The 22,105-nt window shown below is 38.2% G+C and carries 23 protein-coding genes; 18 read left to right on the top strand and 5 right to left on the bottom strand.

Annotation, left to right across the window (positions count from 1 at the left end; all coding sequences use genetic code 11):
* Window positions 1-79: 79 nt before the first annotated feature.
* The 18 genes from paaA (at window position 80) to FVB9532_RS05235 (ending at window position 16,944) form a co-directional block, all read left to right on the top strand.
* A complete protein-coding gene (gene paaA, locus FVB9532_RS05150; protein WP_150544137.1) occupies window positions 80-1,036 on the top strand; it encodes a 1,2-phenylacetyl-CoA epoxidase subunit PaaA in 957 nt (318 codons plus the stop codon).
* 44 nt (window positions 1,037-1,080) lie between these two features.
* The gene (locus tag FVB9532_RS05155) at window positions 1,081-1,428 is read left to right on the top strand and encodes a four helix bundle protein (RefSeq protein WP_150544138.1); all 348 of its coding nucleotides are present in this window, start codon (window positions 1,081-1,083) and stop codon (window positions 1,426-1,428) included.
* Window positions 1,429-1,506: 78 nt separating this feature from the next.
* Window positions 1,507-1,800: a 1,2-phenylacetyl-CoA epoxidase subunit PaaB gene (gene paaB, locus FVB9532_RS05160; protein ID WP_027885981.1), complete on the top strand. Its 294-nt coding sequence runs from the start codon at window positions 1,507-1,509 to the stop codon at window positions 1,798-1,800.
* 76 nt (window positions 1,801-1,876) lie between these two features.
* Window positions 1,877-2,632 (top strand): 1,2-phenylacetyl-CoA epoxidase subunit PaaC, encoded by a 756-nt coding sequence (paaC, locus tag FVB9532_RS05165; protein WP_150544139.1) that lies wholly within the window; start codon window positions 1,877-1,879, stop codon window positions 2,630-2,632.
* A gap of 139 nt (window positions 2,633-2,771) precedes the next feature.
* Window positions 2,772-3,272, top strand: a complete 501-nt coding sequence (gene paaD, locus FVB9532_RS05170) for a 1,2-phenylacetyl-CoA epoxidase subunit PaaD (protein WP_150544140.1) — start codon at window positions 2,772-2,774, stop codon at window positions 3,270-3,272.
* Window positions 3,273-3,350: 78 nt separating this feature from the next.
* A complete protein-coding gene (locus FVB9532_RS05175) occupies window positions 3,351-4,133 on the top strand; it encodes an enoyl-CoA hydratase-related protein (protein ID WP_150544141.1) in 783 nt (260 codons plus the stop codon).
* A 157-nt stretch (window positions 4,134-4,290) separates the two neighbouring features.
* On the top strand, window positions 4,291-4,659 hold the full coding sequence (locus tag FVB9532_RS05180) for a four helix bundle protein (protein WP_150544142.1): 369 nt from the start codon (window positions 4,291-4,293) through the stop codon (window positions 4,657-4,659).
* 73 nt (window positions 4,660-4,732) lie between these two features.
* The gene (locus FVB9532_RS05185) at window positions 4,733-5,905 is read left to right on the top strand and encodes a 3-hydroxyacyl-CoA dehydrogenase NAD-binding domain-containing protein (protein ID WP_150544143.1); all 1,173 of its coding nucleotides are present in this window, start codon (window positions 4,733-4,735) and stop codon (window positions 5,903-5,905) included.
* 35 nt (window positions 5,906-5,940) lie between these two features.
* Window positions 5,941-6,312, top strand: a complete 372-nt coding sequence (locus FVB9532_RS05190) for a four helix bundle protein (protein ID WP_150544144.1) — start codon at window positions 5,941-5,943, stop codon at window positions 6,310-6,312.
* A complete protein-coding gene (locus FVB9532_RS05195; protein ID WP_194716485.1) occupies window positions 6,309-6,737 on the top strand; it encodes a hotdog fold thioesterase in 429 nt (142 codons plus the stop codon). The genes FVB9532_RS05190 and FVB9532_RS05195 overlap by 4 nt, the downstream gene beginning before the upstream one ends.
* 171 nt (window positions 6,738-6,908) lie before the next feature.
* Entirely contained in the window at window positions 6,909-8,120 is a 1,212-nt protein-coding gene (pcaF, locus tag FVB9532_RS05200) for a 3-oxoadipyl-CoA thiolase (RefSeq protein ID WP_150544145.1), read from the top strand.
* 68 nt (window positions 8,121-8,188) lie between these two features.
* Window positions 8,189-10,705, top strand: coding sequence for a phenylacetic acid degradation bifunctional protein PaaZ (gene paaZ / locus FVB9532_RS05205; RefSeq protein ID WP_150544146.1), 2,517 nt, complete (start codon window positions 8,189-8,191; stop codon window positions 10,703-10,705).
* 223 nt (window positions 10,706-10,928) lie between these two features.
* The gene (locus FVB9532_RS05210; RefSeq protein WP_150544147.1) at window positions 10,929-11,687 is read left to right on the top strand and encodes an enoyl-CoA hydratase/isomerase family protein; all 759 of its coding nucleotides are present in this window, start codon (window positions 10,929-10,931) and stop codon (window positions 11,685-11,687) included.
* A 41-nt stretch (window positions 11,688-11,728) separates the two neighbouring features.
* The gene (locus FVB9532_RS05215) at window positions 11,729-12,052 is read left to right on the top strand and encodes a GIY-YIG nuclease family protein (protein ID WP_228482254.1); all 324 of its coding nucleotides are present in this window, start codon (window positions 11,729-11,731) and stop codon (window positions 12,050-12,052) included.
* Window positions 12,053-12,096: 44 nt separating this feature from the next.
* Window positions 12,097-12,693 (top strand): acyltransferase, encoded by a 597-nt coding sequence (locus FVB9532_RS05220; protein ID WP_150544149.1) that lies wholly within the window; start codon window positions 12,097-12,099, stop codon window positions 12,691-12,693.
* A 43-nt stretch (window positions 12,694-12,736) separates the two neighbouring features.
* The gene (locus FVB9532_RS05225) at window positions 12,737-14,041 is read left to right on the top strand and encodes a dihydrolipoamide acetyltransferase family protein (RefSeq protein WP_150544150.1); all 1,305 of its coding nucleotides are present in this window, start codon (window positions 12,737-12,739) and stop codon (window positions 14,039-14,041) included.
* Between the two features lie 182 nt (window positions 14,042-14,223).
* Window positions 14,224-16,269, top strand: a complete 2,046-nt coding sequence (locus FVB9532_RS05230; protein ID WP_150544151.1) for an alpha-ketoacid dehydrogenase subunit alpha/beta — start codon at window positions 14,224-14,226, stop codon at window positions 16,267-16,269.
* A 228-nt stretch (window positions 16,270-16,497) separates the two neighbouring features.
* On the top strand, window positions 16,498-16,944 hold the full coding sequence (locus FVB9532_RS05235) for a ferritin-like domain-containing protein (protein WP_150544152.1): 447 nt from the start codon (window positions 16,498-16,500) through the stop codon (window positions 16,942-16,944).
* 82 nt (window positions 16,945-17,026) lie between these two features.
* On the opposite strand, the gene FVB9532_RS05240 is transcribed toward FVB9532_RS05235, so the two are convergent.
* The 5 genes from FVB9532_RS05240 to FVB9532_RS05255 form a co-directional block, all read right to left on the bottom strand.
* Complete coding sequence (locus tag FVB9532_RS05240) at window positions 17,027-18,172, bottom strand: geranylgeranyl reductase family protein (RefSeq protein ID WP_150544153.1); 1,146 nt, start codon at window positions 18,170-18,172, stop codon at window positions 17,027-17,029.
* 83 nt (window positions 18,173-18,255) lie between these two features.
* Entirely contained in the window at window positions 18,256-18,795 is a 540-nt protein-coding gene (locus FVB9532_RS05245; protein ID WP_150544199.1) for a DUF4136 domain-containing protein, read from the bottom strand.
* A gap of 126 nt (window positions 18,796-18,921) precedes the next feature.
* A complete protein-coding gene (locus FVB9532_RS05250; RefSeq protein WP_150544154.1) occupies window positions 18,922-20,904 on the bottom strand; it encodes a urocanate hydratase in 1,983 nt (660 codons plus the stop codon).
* A gap of 131 nt (window positions 20,905-21,035) precedes the next feature.
* Window positions 21,036-21,200, bottom strand: a complete 165-nt coding sequence (locus FVB9532_RS19420; protein WP_194716486.1) for a C1orf53 family protein — start codon at window positions 21,198-21,200, stop codon at window positions 21,036-21,038.
* Window positions 21,201-21,296: 96 nt separating this feature from the next.
* Window positions 21,297-22,085: a phage tail-like protein gene (locus FVB9532_RS05255; RefSeq protein ID WP_150544155.1), complete on the bottom strand. Its 789-nt coding sequence runs from the start codon at window positions 22,083-22,085 to the stop codon at window positions 21,297-21,299.
* Window positions 22,086-22,105 lie beyond the last annotated feature (20 nt).

Genomic DNA, 22,105 nt, shown 5'->3' on the forward strand with positions numbered 1-22,105 from the left:
TTGTCATACTGAGCCAAGTCGAAGTGTTGTACAGGTTCTTATCCAGAGAATATTTTCAATTTCAACTAAAAAAGGAATTATGAGTGAGCAAGAAGTAAAGAATTTAGAAGAGATGTTCGAGCAAAAAATTGCTCGTGATGAAAAGATAGAGCCTAAAGATTGGATGCCAGAGAAATATAGAAAAACACATATTCGTCAAATTTCTCAACATGCCCATTCCGAAATTGTAGGGATGTTACCAGAGGGAAATTGGATTACCCGTGCACCATCCTTAAGAAGAAAGGTAGCTTTGCTGGCAAAAGTTCAAGATGAAGCCGGTCACGGTTTGTACCTCTACAGCGCTTGCGAAACGCTAGGGATTTCTCGTGATGAGTTGTACGATCAATTGCATTCTGGCAAAGCCAAATACTCCAGTATTTTTAATTATCCAACCATAACTTGGGCAGATATGGGCGCTATTGGTTGGTTAGTAGACGGTGCGGCTATTATTAATCAAGTTCCGTTGTGTAATACTTCCTTTGGTCCTTATGCTCGTGCGATGGTGAGAGTTTGTAAAGAAGAGAGTTTTCATCAACGTCAAGGCTATGAGATTATGCTTACGCTTTGCCGCGGTACAGAAGAGCAAAAACAAATGGCTCAAGATTCTCTAAACCGTTGGTGGTGGCCAAGTTTAATGATGTTTGGTCCTACCGATGCAGAATCTACACACACCGAGCAATCGATGAAATGGAAGTTGAAACGTAAAACCAACGATGAATTACGTCAACAATTTATTGATCAGACCGTTCCACAAGCCGAAATTTTAGGCCTAACCATTCCTGATGATGATTTAAAATGGAACGAAGAAACCGGTCAATACGATTTCGGAAAAATTAACTGGGATGAGTTCTGGCAAGTAGTAAAAGGTCACGGGCCTTGTAATAAAGAACGTTTGCAAACCCGAGTTGATGCTTGGGAAAACGGAGAATGGGTGCGTGATGCAGCAATGGCTTATTCAGAAAAGCAAGCCGCTAAAAAAGTTCAAAAAGCAAGCTAGGTAAACAACGAATTTGAATTCGAAAATGAAGCTGAAATTGAAAGATGAATAATAAGTTTGATTTGAGTGATCGTTTGGAAGATTTTGCTGCTAATATTATAGTAAAATACGATAAGAAACCGCTAAGCTATGCGGGAGATTATTTAGCTAAACAATTAATTCGTTCATCTTGTTCCGCAGCTTTGAATTACGGAGAAGTATTAGGAGCCGGAACTTCTAAGGATAAGATTAATAAACTTAGAATTTGCTTAAAAGAACTCAGAGAATGTTTAAGAAATTTAAATATTCAAGTAAAAGCTGACTTAATTTCAAAAACTGATATTTCAGATTTAGTAGATGAAAATGATCAGCTCATTAGAATAATAGTTACTAGAATAAAAAATATTAAATAATAAGTTGTCTTTGAATCTAAATGATAAACTCTTGTTTTCAATTTCGAATTCAATTTCAATTTCAATTTAAATAAGGTTATGTCAGACAAGAAAAAAAACTGGCCACTTTGGGAGGTTTTCGTAAGAAGTAAAAACGGATTAGAACACCGGCATTTCGGAAGTTTGCATGCTGCCGACGAAGAAATGGCCTTGGAAAATGCAAGAGATGTATATACCAGAAGAAGCGAAGGCGTAAGCATTTGGGTGGTAGAATCGAAGCATATTAAAGCTTCCAATCCTGATGAAAATGGAGAAATGTTCGAACCTGCGGCAGATAAAGTATATCGCCATCCAACATTTTACGATTTACCCGATGAGGTCAAACACATGTAAAATTCCGGGCTAGGCAGGAATCTCTAAAACTATTTCAGAAGAATCAAAGTAGTTTTTTCAACTAAAATAAAATTTAATGAATAACGATAGTTTAATAAAATACATTCTTGGGATTGCCGATAATTCTCTTATTCTAGGTCAACGTTTGGGAGAGTTAACCGGTCACGGTCCCACGCTGGAGGTAGATATCGCCATGACAAATATTTCACTCGATTTATTCGGTCAGGTTCGTAGTTATTTTCAGTATGCTGCACAACTTTCTGAGGAAGATAAAACCGAAGACGACTTTGCTTTTTTGCGTACCGAACGTGAATATGTAAATGTATTATTGGTCGAGCAGCCCAACCGCGATTTTGCTTACACGATTGCACGTCAGTTCTTGTTTGATCATTTTCATTTTTTATTGCTCAATGAATTGCAAAATAGCAAAGATGAAACCTTGGTAGCTATTGCAAAAAAGAGTTTAAAAGAGGCAAGCTATCACAGAAGGTTTTCTTCCGATTGGATCAAGCGTTTAGGAGACGGAACCGAAGAAAGTAACCGAAAAATTCAACTAGCCATCAACGATTTGTGGCGATTTACCGAAGAGCTCTTTCATAAGACCAAAGCCGATATAGAAGCCATAAAAGAAGGAGTTGGTGTGGATACCGATAAACTCAAAGAAAAATATTTAGCCAATGTAGCTGAAGTTTTAGAAGAAGCCACACTTCAAAAACCAGTATTAGAATTTTTTCAAGAAGGCGGTAAAAAAGGAATCCATTCAGAACATATGGGGTATTTGTTAAGCGATATGCAATACATGCAACGTACCTATCCCGGAATGAAGTGGTAAATTCCTGCGTAGGCAGGAATCTTATAGTCATACTGAGCCGAGTCAAAGTGTAGTAATACATAGAAAGAATCGAATTGGAGTGTCATGCTGAACTTGTTTCAGCATGACATCCTAACCTAAAACCGAAAAGCATAAAATAATGATCGAAGAAAAAGCACATATTTCAGAAGAATTAGAACCGATTCTTATGCAAGTTTCGGATCCTGAAATACCCGTGCTTTCCATTATCGATTTAGGTGTGGTTCGTTCAGCAGAAATTCATAACGGGATTGTTGAGGTGAAAATCACCCCTACCTATAGTGGTTGCCCGGCGATGGATGTGATTGGAGACGATATTAAAAGCGCACTTTTAGAGGCCGGTTACGAAGCCAAAGTCGATTTAGTTTTGTCGCCCGCTTGGTCCACCGACTGGATTACTGAAGCAGGAAGAAAAGCTTTGGAAGATTACGGGATTGCCGCACCACTAGAAGCTAGCGCCGATAAAAAAGCTTTACTGGGAGAAACCCAAGTTGTAAAATGTACCCACTGTGGTTCTAAAAATACACAAATGGTCAGTCAGTTTGGTTCTACCGCTTGCAAAGCCTTGTTTAAGTGCAACGACTGCCAAGAACCGTTTGACTATTTTAAATGTTTAATCTGAAGGAATTGAAATCAAATCTGAACTCGAAATTGAAAAGAGTTGAGAGGTTTTCGACTTCAATTTCATTTTCTAAAAAATATGAGTAAAAGCATTCAAGTTGAAATAAAAGATCAAGTAGCTAAAATAAGCCTTAACCGACCTGAAGTCTTCAATAGCTTTAATCGAGAAATGGCATTTGCATTGCAAGATGAGTTAAAAAACTGCGCTTCCAATAAAGAGGTTCGAGCTATTTTATTAACCGGAAACGGCAAAGCCTTTTGTGCGGGACAAGACTTAAAAGAAGTGACCGATCCCGAGCTAAACCCAGGCTTTAAATCTATTCTAGAAGAACATTACAATCCTATTATTCAATTAATCAGGAGCATCGGTAAACCGATTGTTGCTGCTGTAAATGGAGTAGCTGCTGGTGCCGGGGCAAATATTGCATTAGCCTGCGATATCGTGGTTGCTACAGAACACGCTGCCTTTATTCAGGCATTTAGTAAGATAGGTTTAATTCCCGATAGTGCGGGAACGTTCTTTTTACCCAGATTAATCGGTTTTCAAAAAGCATCAGCATTAGCGATGTTAGGTGATAAAGTTTCTGCGGAAGAAGCCGAACGCATAGGAATGATTTATAAATATTTTTCAGCAGCTTCCTTTGAAGAAGAAACTTGGAAGATGGTTAGCCAACTTGCTAAAATGCCAACCAAAGCATTAGCCTTAACCAAAGAAGCCCTTAATCAATCCTTAACCAGTAATTTAGAAGAGCAATTGGCTTTAGAATCTAAAAACCAGATTGAAGCCGCTTCCACAGCAGATTATCAAGAAGGCGTAAACGCTTTTATCGAAAAAAGAAAACCAAATTTTAAAGGGAAATAAACTATTTCAAACTTAGAAATTGCAAATTTTCTATTTCAAATTTGAATGAGCTTGTAGTAAAACTTAATTAGGTAATTTATGAAGGTAGATGATATAATAAAAGTCATGAATATTTGATGTAGATAACTGAAATTAAAAATAAAAATTTGAAAGAAATATGACCTCGGAAGAATTAGAAAATAGATTAATTGATTTTGCTGTAAGTTGTATTAAAGCAACTAAGCATTCAGATCAAAGTTTTGCGTCTCAACATTTATGTAGTCAATTAATACGTTCAGCTACGAGTGTTGCACTAAATTATTCAGAAGCTATTGCTGCGCAATCTGCAAGAGATTATATTCATAAAATGCAAATTTGTTTGAAGGAACTAAGAGAATCTAAAACAAATTTAAGAATTCAAAAAGGAGCAAATCTTCTGAAACAGATTGAGAAATTAGACAAATTAATAGATGAGTCTAATCAGCTTATTTTAATATTTTCTAAAAGTATTTCTACCTCAAAAAAGAAAAATAAATTAAAAAATTAAAAGACATAAAAATTCGGTTTAGAACTAAAACTAAATTTGAATTTTGAAATGAAACCTGAAAAATTTGAAATATATGACTGTCGGAATCATAGGTAGCGGAACCATGGGAAGTGGAATAGCACAAGTAGCAGCCACGGCCGGTTGTACCGTGAAAGTTTACGATACCAACCAAGAAGCTTTAACCAAAAGTGAAGCGAAGCTCGATAAAGTTTTACTTCGTCTCATTGAAAAAGAACGAATTGACGAAGCTGAAAAAAATAGGATTCAAGGAAATATCACTTATGTAAATACGATACAAGAACTTTCTGACGCCGATTTAACGATTGAGGCGATTATCGAAAACCTTGAAATCAAACAAAAAGTATTTCGCGAATTAGAAGCTTGCCAACGAGAAGATGCAATTATAGCCTCTAATACCAGTTCTTTATCCATAGCTTCCATTGCATCGGCATTAGAACATCCGGAACGAGTGATTGGCGTTCATTTTTTTAACCCAGCACCATTAATGCCGTTGGTCGAAATTATTCCGGCCGTACAAACTTCTGAAGCTGTAAAAGAAAAAGTAGTTCAAATTATAGCCGACTGGAAGAAAGTAGGAGTATTAGCGAAAGATACACCGGGATTCATTGTCAACCGAGTAGCACGGCCGTTTTATGGAGAAGCACTAAGAATTTATGAAGAAGGCAAAGCCGATATTCCAACCATCGATCAAGCATTAAAAGATTTAGGAGGCTTTCGAATGGGGCCATTCGAGTTGATGGATTTTATTGGTCACGACGTGAATTACACCGTTACAGAAACCGTGTTCAAAGAATTTTATTACGATCCGCGTTACAAACCTTCTTTTACGCAAAAACGTTTAAAAGAAGCAGGCTATTTAGGTCGTAAAACCGGAAAAGGTTTCTACGATTACAAGGAAGGAAAGATTGATAAAAGTCGTCATCCTGAACTTGATTCAGGATCTCATCAAAATGAGTTTTCCCAAAAAATACTCGACCGGGTTTTAGTCATGCTTATCAACGAAGCAGCAGATGCTTTGTTTTTAAATATCGCCACCGCAAAAGATATCGATTTAGCCATGACCAAAGGCGTAAATTACCCTAAAGGATTGTTAGCTTGGGCTAACGAAAAAGGAATCGATTGGTGTGTTGAAAGTATGGATGCGCTTTACAACGAATACCACGAGGACCGTTACCGTTGCAGCCCGTTATTGAGAAAAATGGCACGTGAAGGGAATAGGTTTTAGGTAGTAGGTTTTAGGGAATAGGAATTAGGAAAATTATGAGGTCAAATTATCATTTTAAATTCGAAGATTTAAAAGTTTACCAAAAGGCAATGGATTTTGGGGAACTTGTGCATCATCAGACCAAAACGTTTCCAAAAGAAGAAAGATTTGAGTTGACCTCACAATTTAAGAGAGCAAGCGATTCGATCGCTCTAAATATAGCAGAAGGTTCTGCTGGAACAGATAAACAATTTTATAATTATTTAGGTAATGCATATCATAGTATGCATGAATGCGTTTCTTGTAGTTCTAAAGCATTTCTTCGAAAGTATATTGATGAAGAAAAAAATGAGGAAAACCGAAAAAACTTAACAGAACTTGCAAAAATGATAAGTATACTTCGCAAGAAAATATCACAAAGATTATGAAAGAAGATAACCTAAAACCTATTTCCCCTCGCCTAATACCTAAAAGGATGCTTTCCCTTGATGCTTTTAGTCAATGGCTAGGTATTGAAATTGTAGAGGTTCGCGAAGGCTATTGCAAGGTGAAAATGACAGTGAGAAAAGAGATGCTTAACAGTATGAAAAAAGCACATGGTGGCATCACCTATTCGTTGGCAGATACGGCATTTGGTTTTGCTACCAATACGTATGGCAATAAAGCCGTTTCCATCGAAACTTCCATCAATCACATAGAAGCCTTAGAAGAAGGCGATGTAATTATTGCAGAGTCTGATGTGAAAAGTCAAAAAAATAAACTCGGTTTTTATATTGTTGAAGTGAAAAAAGAAAATCAATTAGTGGCACTTTTCAAAGGAGTCACCTATAAAACCAGTGCAAAATGGGAATAAACAAATGCAACACTCAATTTGTTGAAGTGTAAAATTAAAATAGTAAGGGCGCAACCCTAGCGGGTCGGGCTTTCGTGAGTCGCTTTTTTCAATTCCTGCGCAGGCAGGAATCTCAAAAGAGCTCCAACAATCACTCAATCCCTTGCGCAAAAACTTAAAAAGAAGAGAAAAATGAACACATACATTATAGACGGAATAAGAACTCCCATCGGAAATTACAAAGGAACTTTATCTCCCGTAAGAACCGACGATTTAGGAGCTTTGGTCATCAAAGAAATAGTCAAACGAAATCCTAACATTCCTAAAGAAGCTTACGACGACGTCATTTTAGGCTGTGCTAACCAAGCTGGAGAAGATAACAGAAACGTGGCCAGAATGTGCTCATTATTGGCCGGTTTACCCTATTCTGTTCCTGGAGAAACAGTGAATAGATTATGCAGCAGTGGTCTTTCCGCTATTATTCACGCCAATCGTGCGATAAAAGCCGGTGACGGAGATGTGTTTATTTCCGGTGGAGTCGAACATATGACGCGCGGCCCTTATGCCATTGCCAAACCTTCCAGTGCTTTTGGGAACGATGCTAAAATGTACGATACCAGTTTCGGGTGGCGTTTCGTTAACCCAAAAATGCACGACATGTATGGCACCGATGGAATGGGCGTTACCGCAGAAAATTTAGTTGATAAATATAACATCTCCAGAGAAGATCAAGATGCCTTTGCATATTGGAGTCAGATGAAAGCGAGCAAGGCACAAGAAAACGGTCGTTTAGACAAAGAAATTGTCACCGTAGAAATTCCGCAGCGTAAAAAAGACCCTATTCAATTTAGTAAAGATGAATTTATCAAACCTTCTACTTCCAAAGAAATTTTAGCAAAATTACGTCCGGCTTTTCGTAAAGAAGGCGGAAGCGTAACTGCCGGAAATTCTTCAGGATTAAACGATGGAGCTGCTGCCACCATTATTGCTTCAGAAAAAGCCGTAGAAAAATACGGATTAAAACCGATGGCAAAAATCTTAAGTTCAGCAGTAGTTGGTGTAGAACCAAGAATTATGGGGATTGGTCCGGTACAAGCTTCCAATAAAGCCTTAGAAAAAGCAGGGTTGACCATGGATGATATGGATGTGATCGAATTGAATGAAGCCTTCGCTGCGCAAGCCTTAGCTTGTATTCGTGAATGGGGCTTAGAAGATGACGATCCCAGATTAAACCCGAATGGTGGTGCTATTGCTATTGGTCACCCGCTGGGAGTTACCGGAGCAAGATTAGCACATTCTGCCGCTTTAGAATTGCAATTAACCGGTAAGAGATATGCTTTAGTGACGATGTGCGTAGGCGTAGGACAAGGTTATGCTGCAGTCATTGAAAATGTTTCGGCTTAGGTAGGAAATTTGAAGTTCAAAATGTCACCTCGAGCGGAGTCGAGAGGTCAAACATAAAACACATAAGAATGCAAAAAACACAACACTATATTTTAGGACAATGGGTCGACGGTCAAGGAGAGGGAACCCCGATTCTAGATTCGGTAACCGGCGAACATTTTACCAATGTCACCACCGAAGGAATTGACGCTCCGGAAGTACTTCAATACGGAAGAGTAAAAGGAGAGGCCCTTCGTAAAATGACCTTTCAAGAACGCGGAAATATGCTGAAGAAGCTGGCCTTTCATCTTCAAAAACATAAACGTTCTTTTTATGAAATCAGTTATCGAAGTGGTTGTACCAAAATTGATAGTTGGATCGATATTGAAGGTGGTTTTGGTAACTTGTTTGCCAACGCTTCACTTCGTAAGTTATTCCCGAATCAGCCTTTCGATGTAGAAGGAGAACCGATTGATCTTTCTCGTGGCGGTAAATTTATGGCGCATCATATTTTGGTTCCTAAAAATGGTGTTGCCGTTCATATCAATGCATTCAATTTTCCGGTTTGGGGAATGTTAGAAAAATGTGCCGTCAATTGGATGGCAGGAATGCCGGCAGTCGTGCTGCCTGCACCTCAAAGTGCGTATTTAACCGAAGCAGTAGTGAAGGTAATTATCGCTTCCGGAATTTTACCGGAAGGGGCATTACAATTGATTAGCGGAACCAAAAAAGATATTTTCGATACCATCGCATCTCAAGATGTAGTCACTTTTACCGGTTCTGCGGCAACAGGTAGAAAACTAAAAACGCATCCAAGATTAATCGAAGAGTCCGTGCCATTTACGATGGAAGCCGATTCACTCAATGCTTGTATTTTGGGCGAAGATGCCGTTCCTGGAACACCTGAATTCAACCTCTTTATCAAAGAAGTCCGAAATGAAATGACGGTGAAATGCGGACAAAAGTGTACGGCCATTAGAAGAATTATCGTTCCGGAAAAATTAGTAGAAGATGTACAAATTGCTTTAGGGCAAGCACTCGATAAGGTGACCTACGGTGATCCTCGCTTAAAAGAGGTGAGAATGGGAACGTTGATTGATAAAAAACAAGTAGAAAGCGTTAAAAATCAGGTACAAGAAATTGCCAAAACGGCGAATATCGTATATGGTGATTTTGAAGGAGGAAAAGCTATTGGTGCCGATTTTGATAAAGGTGCCTTTATCAAACCTATCTTGCTTCGAGAAGACCATCCTTTTAGTAACGAAGCAGCCCATATTACCGAAGCTTTTGGTCCGGTAAGTACCCTAATGCCGTATAAAGATTTAAATGAAGCAATAGAACTTTCTCGAAAAGGAAAAGGTTCGTTAGTGAGTTCCATCGCTACGAATGACAATAAAGTTGCAGCGGAATATACCGTAAAAGCAGCAACGCACCACGGTCGTATTTTAGTACTGAATCGCGAAAGTGCCAAGCAAAGTACCGGTCACGGTTCGCCATTACCAAATCTTATTCACGGAGGTCCGGGACGTGCCGGTGGTGGAGAAGAAATGGGCGGTAAACGAGGAATTAAGCATTATATGCAGCGTTGCGCGATTCAAGGTTCACCAACGACCATCAGCGAGATTACGGGAATTTACCAACCGAATGCCGATTATAAAGAAGCAGAAAAACATCCGTTTGCTTATCATTGGGAAGATATCAAACCGGGAATGTCCTTGCAAACACATAACCGAACGCTTACCGATACCGATATTATTAACTTCGGAAATCTAACTTGGGATCACTTCTATGCGCATACCGATATTACTTCGTTGGAAGGAAGTATTTTCGAACAACGAACCGCACACGGTTATTTTATCATTTCTGCAGCGGCAGGATTGTTTGTGTACCCAAATAAAGGTCCGGTAGCAGCAAATTATGGTCTAGAAGAAATTAGATTCTTGCGTCCGCTGTATCATAACGATACCATTAATGTACGATTGACTTGTAAGCAAAAAGTAGATCGCGATCAAAAAGGAAAAGAATTGCCAAGCGGAATCGTAAAATGGTATGTAGAAGTTTTTGATGTAAATGCTACGGAAGAAGAAGAGAAATTGGTTGCCATTGCTACTATTTTAACGATGGTACAGAAAAAACAAACCACCTTTACAGAAATTACCGATTCAGTTTTTGAAAAAGCTTTGAATGGGTTAACGGAAGATACCAAACCGAATTGGGGGATGATGACAGCCCAACATATGGTGGAACATTTAGAAGATAGTTACCGAATTGCAGCCGGTGAAATTCAAGATTTTGAGGTTGCCACTCCAGAAGATAAACTGGAAATGGTGCAGGAAACCTTGTGGAACTATAAACCAATGCCGAAGAATTTCAACTTTCCTTTTTATAAAGAAGGAGAATTGTTCAAGTTGAAACATGAAGATTTAGCTACGGCAAAAGAAAAGCTAAAGGAAGCCAAGGAGCAATACGAAAATTACTTTCAGGAACATCCGGAAGCAATTACGAAAAATGCGGTATTTGGCGAGCTCAACAAATTTGAATGGAAATTGTTGCACAGAAAGCACCTCAATCACCATTTTGAGCAGTTTGGATTATTAGAGAAATAGAAAAGTATAAAATTAAAGTTCCCCTCCTTTTGAAGGAGGGGTCCCAATAGGGCGGGGTGGTTTGTGTTAGGGATAGAAGCCCATCGGCTCCGCTCAGAATAAACTAATCTTTTTTTGCTGTCACCTTGAGCGGAGTCGAAAGGTGTTAGAGAGCAAAAAAAACACAGGGAATAGCCCGACCCGAAGGGAAACGCCAAAAAATATAAAAATAAAAAGCGATTTTATGAGTACAGAAGAAGCATACGTAAAAAAGCATATTGAAAATAAAGTAGCCACAATTGAGTTTTTTCATCCGGCACATAACAGCTTGCCGGGAAATATCTTGGCAAAATTAGCCGATACAATTACAGAAGTTGGACAGAATGATGAGGTTTTAGTCATTATTTTAAAGTCTGGTGGCAATCGTACGTTTTGTGCAGGAGCAAGTTTTACAGAACTTATTTCGATTAACGATGAACAAACCGGAGAGAAATTCTTTATGGGTTTTGCCAACGTGATCAATGCCATGCGTAAATGCCCGAAATTTATTATTGGTCGCGTGCAGGGTAAAACTGTAGGCGGTGGCGTAGGTTTAGCATCGGCGATGGATTATTGTATGGCGACAAAATTTGCAGCGATTAAATTAAGTGAATTAAATATTGGTATTGGTCCGTTTGTAGTCGGTCCTGCGGTTGAGCGCAAATTAGGCGTATGCGGGATGTCCCAAATCGCTATTGATGCCGATTCGTTTTATTCTCCGGAGTGGGCTAAACAAAAAGGCTTATATGCACAAGTTTATGAAACGACGGAAGAATTAGATGAAGCCATTGAAGAATTTGCTCAAAACCTATGCAACTACAACCCTGAAGCCGTAAAAGAAATGAAGCAAATGTTCTGGCGTGGTACCGAAGATTGGGATGAATTGCTTAACGAGCGAGCTAAAATTAGTGGGCGGTTGGTATTGAGTGAGTTTACGAAGAAGAAGCTGGAGAAGTATCAATAAATTTCCTGCGCAGGCAGGAATCTCTTTGATCGTGATTTTAAATGAATGAAGTTTGGTACATCTATATTATGACAAACAAACCAAATGGCGTTTTGTACATTGGTGTTACCGATAATTTAGAAGAAAGAGTAAAAGAGCATAAGTTGAAAGTTTATCCGAAGTCTTTCACAGCAAGGTACAATTGTGATAAGCTTGTGTACCTAGAAGAAATTGAAAATGGAGTAGAAGCAGCGAAGCGAGAAAAGCAATTTAAAAAGTGGAAAAGAGATTGGAAAATTAAATTAATTGAGGAAATGAATCCTAGGTGGATTGATATTTCAGAAAATTGGAATCTAGATTATAAAAATTCTAGATTAAGAAAATAAAGTTAAACGATAATAAGATTCCTGCCTCCGCAGGAATAATACATATGATCTATTCATTCAAAAACCATATCCCCGTCATTCACGAAAGCAGTTTTGTGCATCCGTTGGCAGCGGTCACCGGTAATGTGATTATAGGAAAAGACTGTTATATTGGTCTGGGAGCGGCCATTCGTGGCGATTGGGGAGAAATTATTTTAGAAGATGGGGTTAATGTGCAAGAAAATTGTACCGTGCATATGTTTCCCGGTAAAAGCATTGTGCTTAAAAAAGGAGCGCACGTAGGTCACGGAGCCATTATTCATGGAGCCAATTTAGGAGAAAATTGCTTGATTGGGATGAATTCGGTAATTATGGATGATGCAGAAATTGGGGATGAATGTATCGTGGGTGCTATGGCTTTTGTAAAGGCAGAAACGAAAATACCAAAGAGAAGCTTGGTCGTGGGTAATCCCGCAAAAATAGTTAAAGAAGTTTCTGATGAAATGATCGCTTGGAAAACCGCAGGAACAAAACTTTACCAACGTTTACCGGCAGATTGCCACGAAAGTTTACGAGAGGTTGAACCTTTACGAGAGATCCCCAAAGATCGTCCTAAACAAGAGAACTTTTACAAAACCTTAAACGAGTTTCGGGAAAAATAAGATTAAATTTGAAGAGCAATTTCCAAAAAAGGAATATTCAGTAATGAAAGAAATTGAAATTAAACTCCCGAAGATGGGAGAAAGTATAGAAGAAGGAACCATCATCAGTTGGTCGGTTGCAGAAGGCGACGAAGTAGAACAAGACCAAACTATTCTTGAAGTTGCCACCGATAAAGTAGATTCTGAAGTTCCGGCTCCGGCCAATGGAACCATTACTCAGATTTTAGTTCAACCAGATGAAGTGGTCAAAGTGGGGCAAGTAATTGCTAAAATGGAAGTAGGAGAAATACAGTCTTCTAAAAATAAAGCAACACCAAAAACTTTAGAAAAGGAAACCTCTAAAAAAACAGCTCCAAAAGCGGTTAAAAAACCGGTTTCAACTTCTAATTCAAATTCATCTTCCAGTTATCAAATCAATTCCAATCAAAATACATTTTTTTCACCTTTAGTGGTGAGTATTGCCAAGCAACATCATATTAGTTTTGAAGAGTTGGCAAGAATACCGGCTACCGGAAATGAAGGTCGGTTACGAAAAAGCGATATTTTTAAATACCTAGAAGAAGGACGTCCGGCACAATTTGCACAACCTGTTCCTGAAGCTTCAGGATTTCAAGTTCCTAATTTGAAATTAGATAAAGGCAAAGGCAAAATTGTAGAGATGGATCGTATGCGCCAAATGATTGCCGATCATATGGTGTTTTCAAAACACACTTCGCCACACGTGACCGCTTATGTGGAAGCAGATTTAACCGATATGGTGAACTGGCGAAATGCAAATAAAAAAGCCTTTCAAGAGAAATACGGAGAAAAACTCACATTTACACCACTTTTTGTAGAAGCTGTGGCCAAAGCAGTGAAGGATTTCCCGATGATTAATGTTTCGGTCGATGGTAAAAATATCATTGTAAAAGAAGCTATTAATATTGGGATGGCAACCGCCTTACCTAGTGGAAATTTAATTGTTCCCGTGGTGAAAAATGCCGATCAAAAAGATTTACAAACCGTTGCTGCGGAAGTCAATGCGTTGGCTGAAAAAGCCCGAAATAACAAACTGAAACACGATGAAACCAGCGGAAGTACGTTTACTATTTCTAATGTAGGAACTTTTGGGAGTCTGATGGGAACGCCCATCATCAATCAGCCGGAAGTTGCCATTCTTGCAACAGGAATCATAAAGAAACGTGCAGAAGTGATGGAATATGAAGATGGTGATAAAATTGAAATCAGACAAATGATGTATTTATCGCTATCGTTTGATCATCGGGTAGTCGATGGCTTTCTAGGCGGAAGCTTTTTAAGAAGAGTCGCCGATTATTTTGAAGATTTTGATGTTGAAAAGACTTTTTGATTCAAGATAATTGAATTTTAATGAGAAGACATAATTTTCAAAACCTGCAAAAGAAAGTTCAAAAGTTACAAAGTAAAATTTCAAATTTTATTGATTCATTAGATATGAATGAATAATTTTTTAAAAAAGCAGAAAGCATCTTGTTTCAAAAAGTCCTGTTTCCTGTTTCAAAATAAAAGAAAATGATAACCAAAGATATTCTCAAACAAGCATTTCGTAATCTCTGTACCGCTAAAGCGATGACCGAGTTATACGAAGAAAATTTTAAGGTAGTTTCCAAATATGTACACGCTACTTCTCGTGGGCACGAAGTGATCCAAACCGCAGTTGGGATGCAGTTATTACCACAAGATTATGTGTTCCCATATTACCGAGATGATTCCATTTTATTGTCGATTGGGATGGAGCCCAAAGATTTGATGTTGCAATTGTTTGCTAAAAAAGACGATCCTTTTTCTGGCGGAAGAACCTATTATTCACACCCAAGTTTACGGGATGATGATAAACCCAAAATACCTCACCAAAGTTCCGCTACCGGGATGCAAGCCATTCCGGCAACCGGCGTTGCCTTGGGAATGTGGTATAAAGAAACCGAAGGAATTCAAGACACAGAAAAACCTATTGTTGTGTGTTCGTTAGGAGATGCATGCGTTACAGAAGGAGAAATTGCAGAAGCTTTTCAAATGGCGGTTTTAAAGAAATTGCCGATTCTTTATGTGGTTCAAGATAATGGTTGGGATATTTCTGCCAATGAAAAAGAAACACGAGCGCAAAATGCAGCTGAATACGCTAAAGGTTTTAATGGTTTAGAAGCTATTTCTATTGACGGAACTAATTTTGAAGAAAGTTATACCACCGTAAAAAATGCCATTGAAACTATTCGGGAAGAAAGAAGACCAATGTTGATTCATGCGAAAGTTCCGTTGTTAAATCATCACACTTCAGGTGTGAGAATGGAATTTTATCGGGATGATTTAGAGGAAGCAAAAACGCGAGATCCTTTTCCGAAGATGAAAAAATACTTAGCTGAAAACGGATTTACCGAAGATGAATTAGAAGCGATCGAAGCTTTAGCTCGTGTAAAAGTGAAAGAAGATTATTCAGAAGTAGAAAAAGCGGATGATCCTTCACCAGAAGACTTATTTACTCATGATTTTGCTCCTACTACGATAACAGAAGAGAAAGGTGAGCGTTCTCCCACTAACGGAGAGAAAGTTGTCATGGTAGATTGTGCTTTACATGCCATTGAAGAAATTATGCATGAAGATAAAACGAGCTTACTATACGGTCAAGATGTTGGTGGTAGGCTAGGAGGGGTTTTTCGTGAAGCGGCAACCTTAGCGCAGAAGTTTGGAGATAACCGTGTCTTTAATACACCTATTCAAGAAGCATTTATTATTGGCTCTACCGTTGGGATGTCTGCCGTTGGTTTAAAACCAATTGTTGAGGTTCAGTTTGCCGATTATATTTGGCCGGGGCTTAACCAATTATTTACCGAAGTAAGTAGAAGTTGTTACTTATCAAACGGAAAATGGCCGGTGTCGATGGTGCTGCGTGTACCTATTGGCGCTTATGGTAGTGGAGGTCCTTATCACTCTTCTTCTGTAGAAAGTGTAGTCACTAATATTCGTGGACTCAAAATCGCTTATCCAAGCAATGGAGCCGATTTAAAAGGATTGCTGAAAGCAGCTTATCACGATCCGAATCCAGTGGTGATTTTTGAACATAAAGGTTTGTATTGGAGCAAAGTGCCCGGAACTAAAGGCGCTACTTCCATAGAACCAGCAGAAGACTATGTACTGCCTTTTGGGAAAGCTTGGGTATTGCAAGAAATCTGGAAACAAGAAGAAAAAGAAACTATTTCTATTATCACTTATGGGATGGGCGTGCATTGGGCAATGAATGCTTCCGAAGAATTAGGAATGCAAGATCAAATTGAAGTCATCGATCTAAGAACCCTTGCTCCGTTGGATGAAGAAACGGTGATGAAATCGGTCAAAAAATGTGGTAAATGTTTAGTAGTAACCGAAGAGCCTTCCAATAATAGTTTTGCCAGAGCACTTTCCGGAAAAATTCAGGAAGAATGTTTTAGATATTTAGACGCTCCGGTAATGACCATCGGTTCAGAAAATATGCCGGCGATACCTTTAAATTCAACCTTAGAAGAGACCATGATTCCTTCTACTGCAAAAGTGAAAAAGAAAATTGAGGAATTATTAAACTACTAAAGATTCCTTACTCAACTAAAAAAGTATCTGAAAGCATCTCTGTAGAGGTGCTTTTTTATATTCATTAATTTATGAAAATTTGATGAATTTGTGATATTGAATGTTAAAAAAAATGTATTCCATAGTCAATTAATGCCTTGTGAGTTAATCTTCGTTAAAGGTGATGTTAAGCTTAGTTAATTGACTGATTTGTAGTTAGAAACCTAGCTATCTTTAAATAAAAAAACTATGGAATTTACAAAAGAAGTTGCTAAGAAATTGAATAACCTATTAGAAAAGAACTATGATGCTGAAAAAGGTTATAAAGATGCTGCAGAACGAATTGAAAATCCAACAATGAAAGATTTTCTGCAAAAACAAGCGCAAAAACGTTACGATTTTGGTCACGAGATTAAAGCTGAAATTAAAAACTACGGACAAGAGCCAGACAAAGGCGGGAGTGCAGCAGGAACCATTCACCGTGCTTGGATGGATTTAAAAGCAGCAGTCGCTTCCAGCAGTGAAGAGCAAGTGATGGAAGAAGTGCAACGAGGAGAACAAGCTGCGATTGATGAGTACAATGAAGTGATTTCAGAAACAAGCTTGCCGCCATCGGTTAAGACGATTTTGAATAATCAAAAAAGTCAGATTGTTGAAGCACAACAAAGCGCTAAAAACTTTGAAGTGATTTCGTAAATAAGTCGAATTTATGTCAACTTATTTCAGGACTGGAAATAGCAAACAAAAAGCCTCTTCATTTGAAGAGGCTTTTTTATATTTAAAAAGGGATTTTAAATTTTCTCTTGACTTCCGCATAGAAATTTTGTGGGTAAGTGCTGTCGCCCATAAAAATATTAGTCATATATTCTGCAGCTCTCTGTCCATGTTTCTTCAATAAAATGTTGCGTAATTTTTTTTGACCGTAGAAAAATTTAGCCAATTTTATACCTGTTTCCAGTTCAGGGAGTAACTTTTTGTTTAATTTTTCTAAGTATATAGCTTTGGCTTTCTCTAAGTTTAATTGACTTTCAATAATAGCTTGAGCAGCCATTATGCCACTAGCGATTGCATTAGAAATTCCTTCGGCCGTAATAGGGTCTGCAAAACCTGCAGCATCACCGGTAAGGAAAACATTCTTTTTTACAAAGCCGTCAGTTCGCGGAGAAGTTGGGATGATAAATCCGTGCGCTTCCTCACTTAAAACTTCTTCTATACCTAGCATTTTAAGGTACTCCTGATAAGCTTTTTTTAGATTGACCTTTTTACTAGATTTCATGGTGCAACCTAATCCTACCGATAAATGATTTGCTTTAGGAAAACACCAACCATAACCTTGGGGAGCCGCATCAATATCAAATCTAGCTGATCCAGCCAATTTTTTAAAAGTTTCGTCGCTTACCGTGATTTCATATTCTAATGCTGGAGACATTCTCCGGGTTTCTTCCCATCCCGCTAGTTTGGCTGTAGGGCTCAAAGCACCATCAGCAGCAATGATAAATTTAGTATTAACTTTTCCTCGTGAAGTTTCTATTTGTGTATAATTCTCTTGGAATACTAAATTTTCAACCTTGGCATTTTCAAACAATTCAACTCCTTCAGCCTGTGATTTTTTTACGATAAGATGATCAAATTGATCACGCATCACCATGCTGATAATCGGTTTTTCTCTTTTCGCTTTAAAGGAAAGATTTTTAGAACCAAATATAATATCTACTTCCTTAAATTTAATGTCGATGGCTTCATCTACCGAAAAAGGCATATTTCTTAGCCCGCGATACACAAAACCGCCTCCGCAAGTTTTGTAGCGTGGTAAAGTTTCTTTTTCAATAAGTATGGTTTTTAGTCCTTTTTTTGCCAATTCATAGGCGGCAGTTGCACCCGAAGGACCACTTCCTATCACAGCAACATCAAATAAATTTTCCATGTTTTTGATTATATCAAGGGCTAAAAATAGTATAAAAAAATAGCCTTGGAAAATCCAAGGCTATTTTTAATTCATTCAAAATTTTACTTCTTGTCGCTTCCCGGTGGATAACGTTCTATAATTTTTTGAACCATTTCATGAATACGTTCAATTTTATTTTTCATATCCATCGTTAACGCTCCAGAACCCATACCTTGCCAAACCAATTCCATGGATTTGGCGTCAATAAAATCAATATACAAAGTACCTTCTGTAGTACTCGACACGGTATTGTAGCCATTGCCCCAATACCAAGGATTCCAGCCCCAACCGTAACCCCAGCCAAAGTTATTTTGGTAAATATTGATGTTCTCTTTGGTTTTGGTGAAAATGCTCACTAATAAATCTGGGTTTTCAGATTTGGTAAATCCTTTAGCAATCATTTCTGACTCAATTGCACGTAAAATCCTTTTTTTGTCTAAATCAGAAACATCTGCTTTATCAATACCTGGTTTGTAAAAAGCAAAACTTTGGTACTCATTAAAGTTGGCTTCACGGTCGTAATCTGTCGCTACTCTTATCGAACTACACGAGGTAAGCACCAATAAAAATGCTAAGGGCGCTAAAAAGTTTTTTATTTTCATCATAACAATGTTTTGTGGCGTTCGAGCGGGCTCTCGTGAGTCGCTTTTTTGTTTTGTTTTTTCGATTCCGCTAGCAATAACAAAACAAAAAGAGCTCCAACAAATCACTCCATCCCTAACGCGGGGTTAACTTAGCAAGCTCGGATCTACTTTATTGGGCAATGTAACTTTTAAGTTAGGTTCATTTTCCATAGCTCTTTTAATGGCAAAAATGGCTTCATCATTTCTGGCCCAAGATCTTCTGGAAATTCCGTTATTTACATCCCAAAAAAGCATTGACTCTAAGCGTCTTGCAGCATCTTTACTACCATCAAGAAGCATACCAAAACCACCATTAATTACTTCTCCCCAGCCAACGCCACCTCCATTATGGATACTTACCCAAGTTGCGCCTCTAAAGCTATCGCCAATCACATTTTGGATGGCCATATCTGCGGTGTAGCGGCTACCGTCATAAATATTGGAAGTTTCGCGGTAAGGAGAATCGGTTCCAGAGACATCGTGATGATCTCTACCTAAAACCACCGGGCCAATTTTTCCGGCTTCAATCGCTTCATTAAAAGCTTTGGCTATTTTTATTCTCCCTTCAGCATCGGCATATAAAATTCGGGCCTGAGAGCCTACCACCAATTTATTTTCTTGCGCGCCTTTAATCCATGTAATATTATCTTGCATTTGCTGCTGAATTTCTTTTGGGGCTTCTTGCTTTAATTCTTCTAGGACAGAAGTCGCAATTTCATCGGTCTTCAACAAATCTTCAGCTTTCCCGGAAGTACAAACCCATCTAAATGGACCAAAACCATAATCAAAACACATAGGTCCCATAATGTCTTGTACATAACTTGGGTATCTAAAGTTCTTCCCGTCTTCACTCATAATATCGGCTCCGGCACGAGAAGCTTCCAGTAAGAAAGCATTTCCGTAGTCAAAGAAATAAGTTCCTTTAGCAGTGTGTTTGTTAATCGCGTTAGCTTGGCGTTTTAAGCTACGCTGTACTTCTTTTTTAAATTGTGTAGGGTTGTTAGCCATCATTTCGTTGGCTTCTTCATAAGAAAGGCCTACGGGATAATAACCACCCGCCCAAGGGTTATGAAGTGAGGTTTGGTCACTTCCTAAATCAATATGTAAGTTTTCTTCGTCAAACTTTTCCCATACATCTACTACGTTTCCGGCATAAGCGATGGAAATTGTTTCTTTGTCTTCTTGTGCTTTTCGTACGCGAGTGACCAATTCGTCTACATTTTCAATCACTTCTTTTACCCAACCTTGCGAATGACGGGTTTGGGTTGCTTTTGGGTTCACTTCCGCACATACGGTCACACAACCGGCAATATCTCCAGCTTTAGGCTGTGCGCCGCTCATTCCTCCAAGTCCGGAGGTTACAAAAAGTCCGCCTTTAGGCTCTTTTTTTATTTTTCTAAAACCGTTTAATACCGTAATTGTGGTGCCGTGAACAATGCCTTGCGGACCTATATATATATAACTTCCGGCAGTCATTTGTCCGTATTGAGTTACACCAAGTGCATTAAATTTCTCCCAATCATCGGGTTGAGAATAATTAGGAATCATCATCCCGTTAGTGACCACAACTCTTGGTGCATCTTTATGTGAAGGAAATAAGCCCATGGGGTGACCACTGTACATCGCAAGTGTCTGCTCTTCGGTCATTTCAGCTAGATATTTCATCGTCAATAAATATTGCGCCCAGTTTTGAAAAACCGCTCCGTTTCCACCATAAGTGATCAATTCGTGCGGATGTTGTGCCACGGCATTGTCCAGGTTATTCTGAATCATTAACATGATAGCTTTCGCCTGCTGACTTTTCCCGGGATATTCATCAATAGGTCGCGCATAAATTTTATAATCTGGACGAAAACGGTACATGTAAATTCTTCCGTATTTTTCTAATTCTTCTTTAAACTCAGGAAGTAATGTAGCGTGATGTTGAGGCTCAAAATAGCGCAAGGCGTTTTGCAAGGCTAATTTTTTCTCATCTTCCGATAAGATTTCTTTTCTTTTAGGAGCATGGTTGATAGTGGGATCATATTCTTTTTTAGGAGGTAATTCGTTGGGAATTCCTTGTAGTATGGTTTGTTTGAAGTCGTACATTTGTTTTTCGATTTTTAGTTAAAGGTTTAATTTTCAATTAGAAAATTATTCGACTAAGGATATCGAATATCAACTCTATGTCGACTGTAAACAATGGCAATTTTAAATTTTAATACTAAATGTTTCATTTATTAATTTTTGAAACTGTCTGTTTTCTTATCATAACCATAAGGGCAATGTCGGCATCCACTTTTACAGCAATAGCCACGTTTTAGATGATATTGCTCGGTAAAACAACGGTAACCCTCAGGGGTTAGATAATAATCTCCGTCTTCTATGGGGATTCGTTTTTTCATGTAATTCCCAAAAATAAGCATTAAATTTTGGAAATATGTAAATAAAAAACCCTCCTGAGTGAGGAAGGTTTTATTATTCTGAAGTTTTAAAAGTTGTTATTCAATTGTAAAGCTTTGAGCATTGATTACACCAGAGTTTCCATCAGGGTTTGTTCCCCAAGAAATAGAAAAGTTTTGAACTCCTGAATTTTCGTAATACCAAAATTCAAATTTGTGTTTGCCCTTTGCTAAATTTACGGACCCAGATGCATTGTTTGCACTTCCGTCAGTCCATTCACTAACTATTAAAGAACCATCTATATAAAGCTTAGAACCATCGTCTGAAACGATACTGAAATTAAAAGTTCCTGTATTTTTTACTTCGTAAGTTCCTACTATTTTAATTACAAAACCATCTTCTACTCCAGTTGGTTGCATTGTGGTCATCGCATTTTCAGAGTCAAGTTGACCATCATAGTAGCCAGATTTGTCAGTAGTTTTGTTATATACAATTGTATCTATTCTAGGAGAAACCTGTGGAGTAATATCATAAGAGTAATACTGTACTCCAGTAGTTACCGTTTTATTTTCTGCTTTAGAAGAAAGTTTATTCCATTGGTTGTTATTCCAAAAATAAAAGCCTTCTGTAACATTGTTAGGGGAGTCTCCTGCTGTTGCTGTATTATAGATAAGGGTCCCGTTGGTGAGATTACCATCCCCTGTGTTTGGATTAATTACTGGTGAAGCGGAAGTGCTGTTGCTTAAAGCAACCCTAGGAATTAAAATTCCTGAATCTGAACTTGAAATGTCTAAAGCAGCTTCTGGAGTATTTGTATTGACACCTACTTGAGCTTCTGTAAAATTAAAAATACTCAAAGCAATAAAAAATGCTAAAAATTTTCTCATAGTTTATTTTTCAATTATAA

Origin of the sequence: Mesonia oceanica (assembly GCF_902499555.1) — a bacterium.
Taxonomy (GTDB): domain Bacteria; phylum Bacteroidota; class Bacteroidia; order Flavobacteriales; family Flavobacteriaceae; genus Mesonia; species Mesonia oceanica.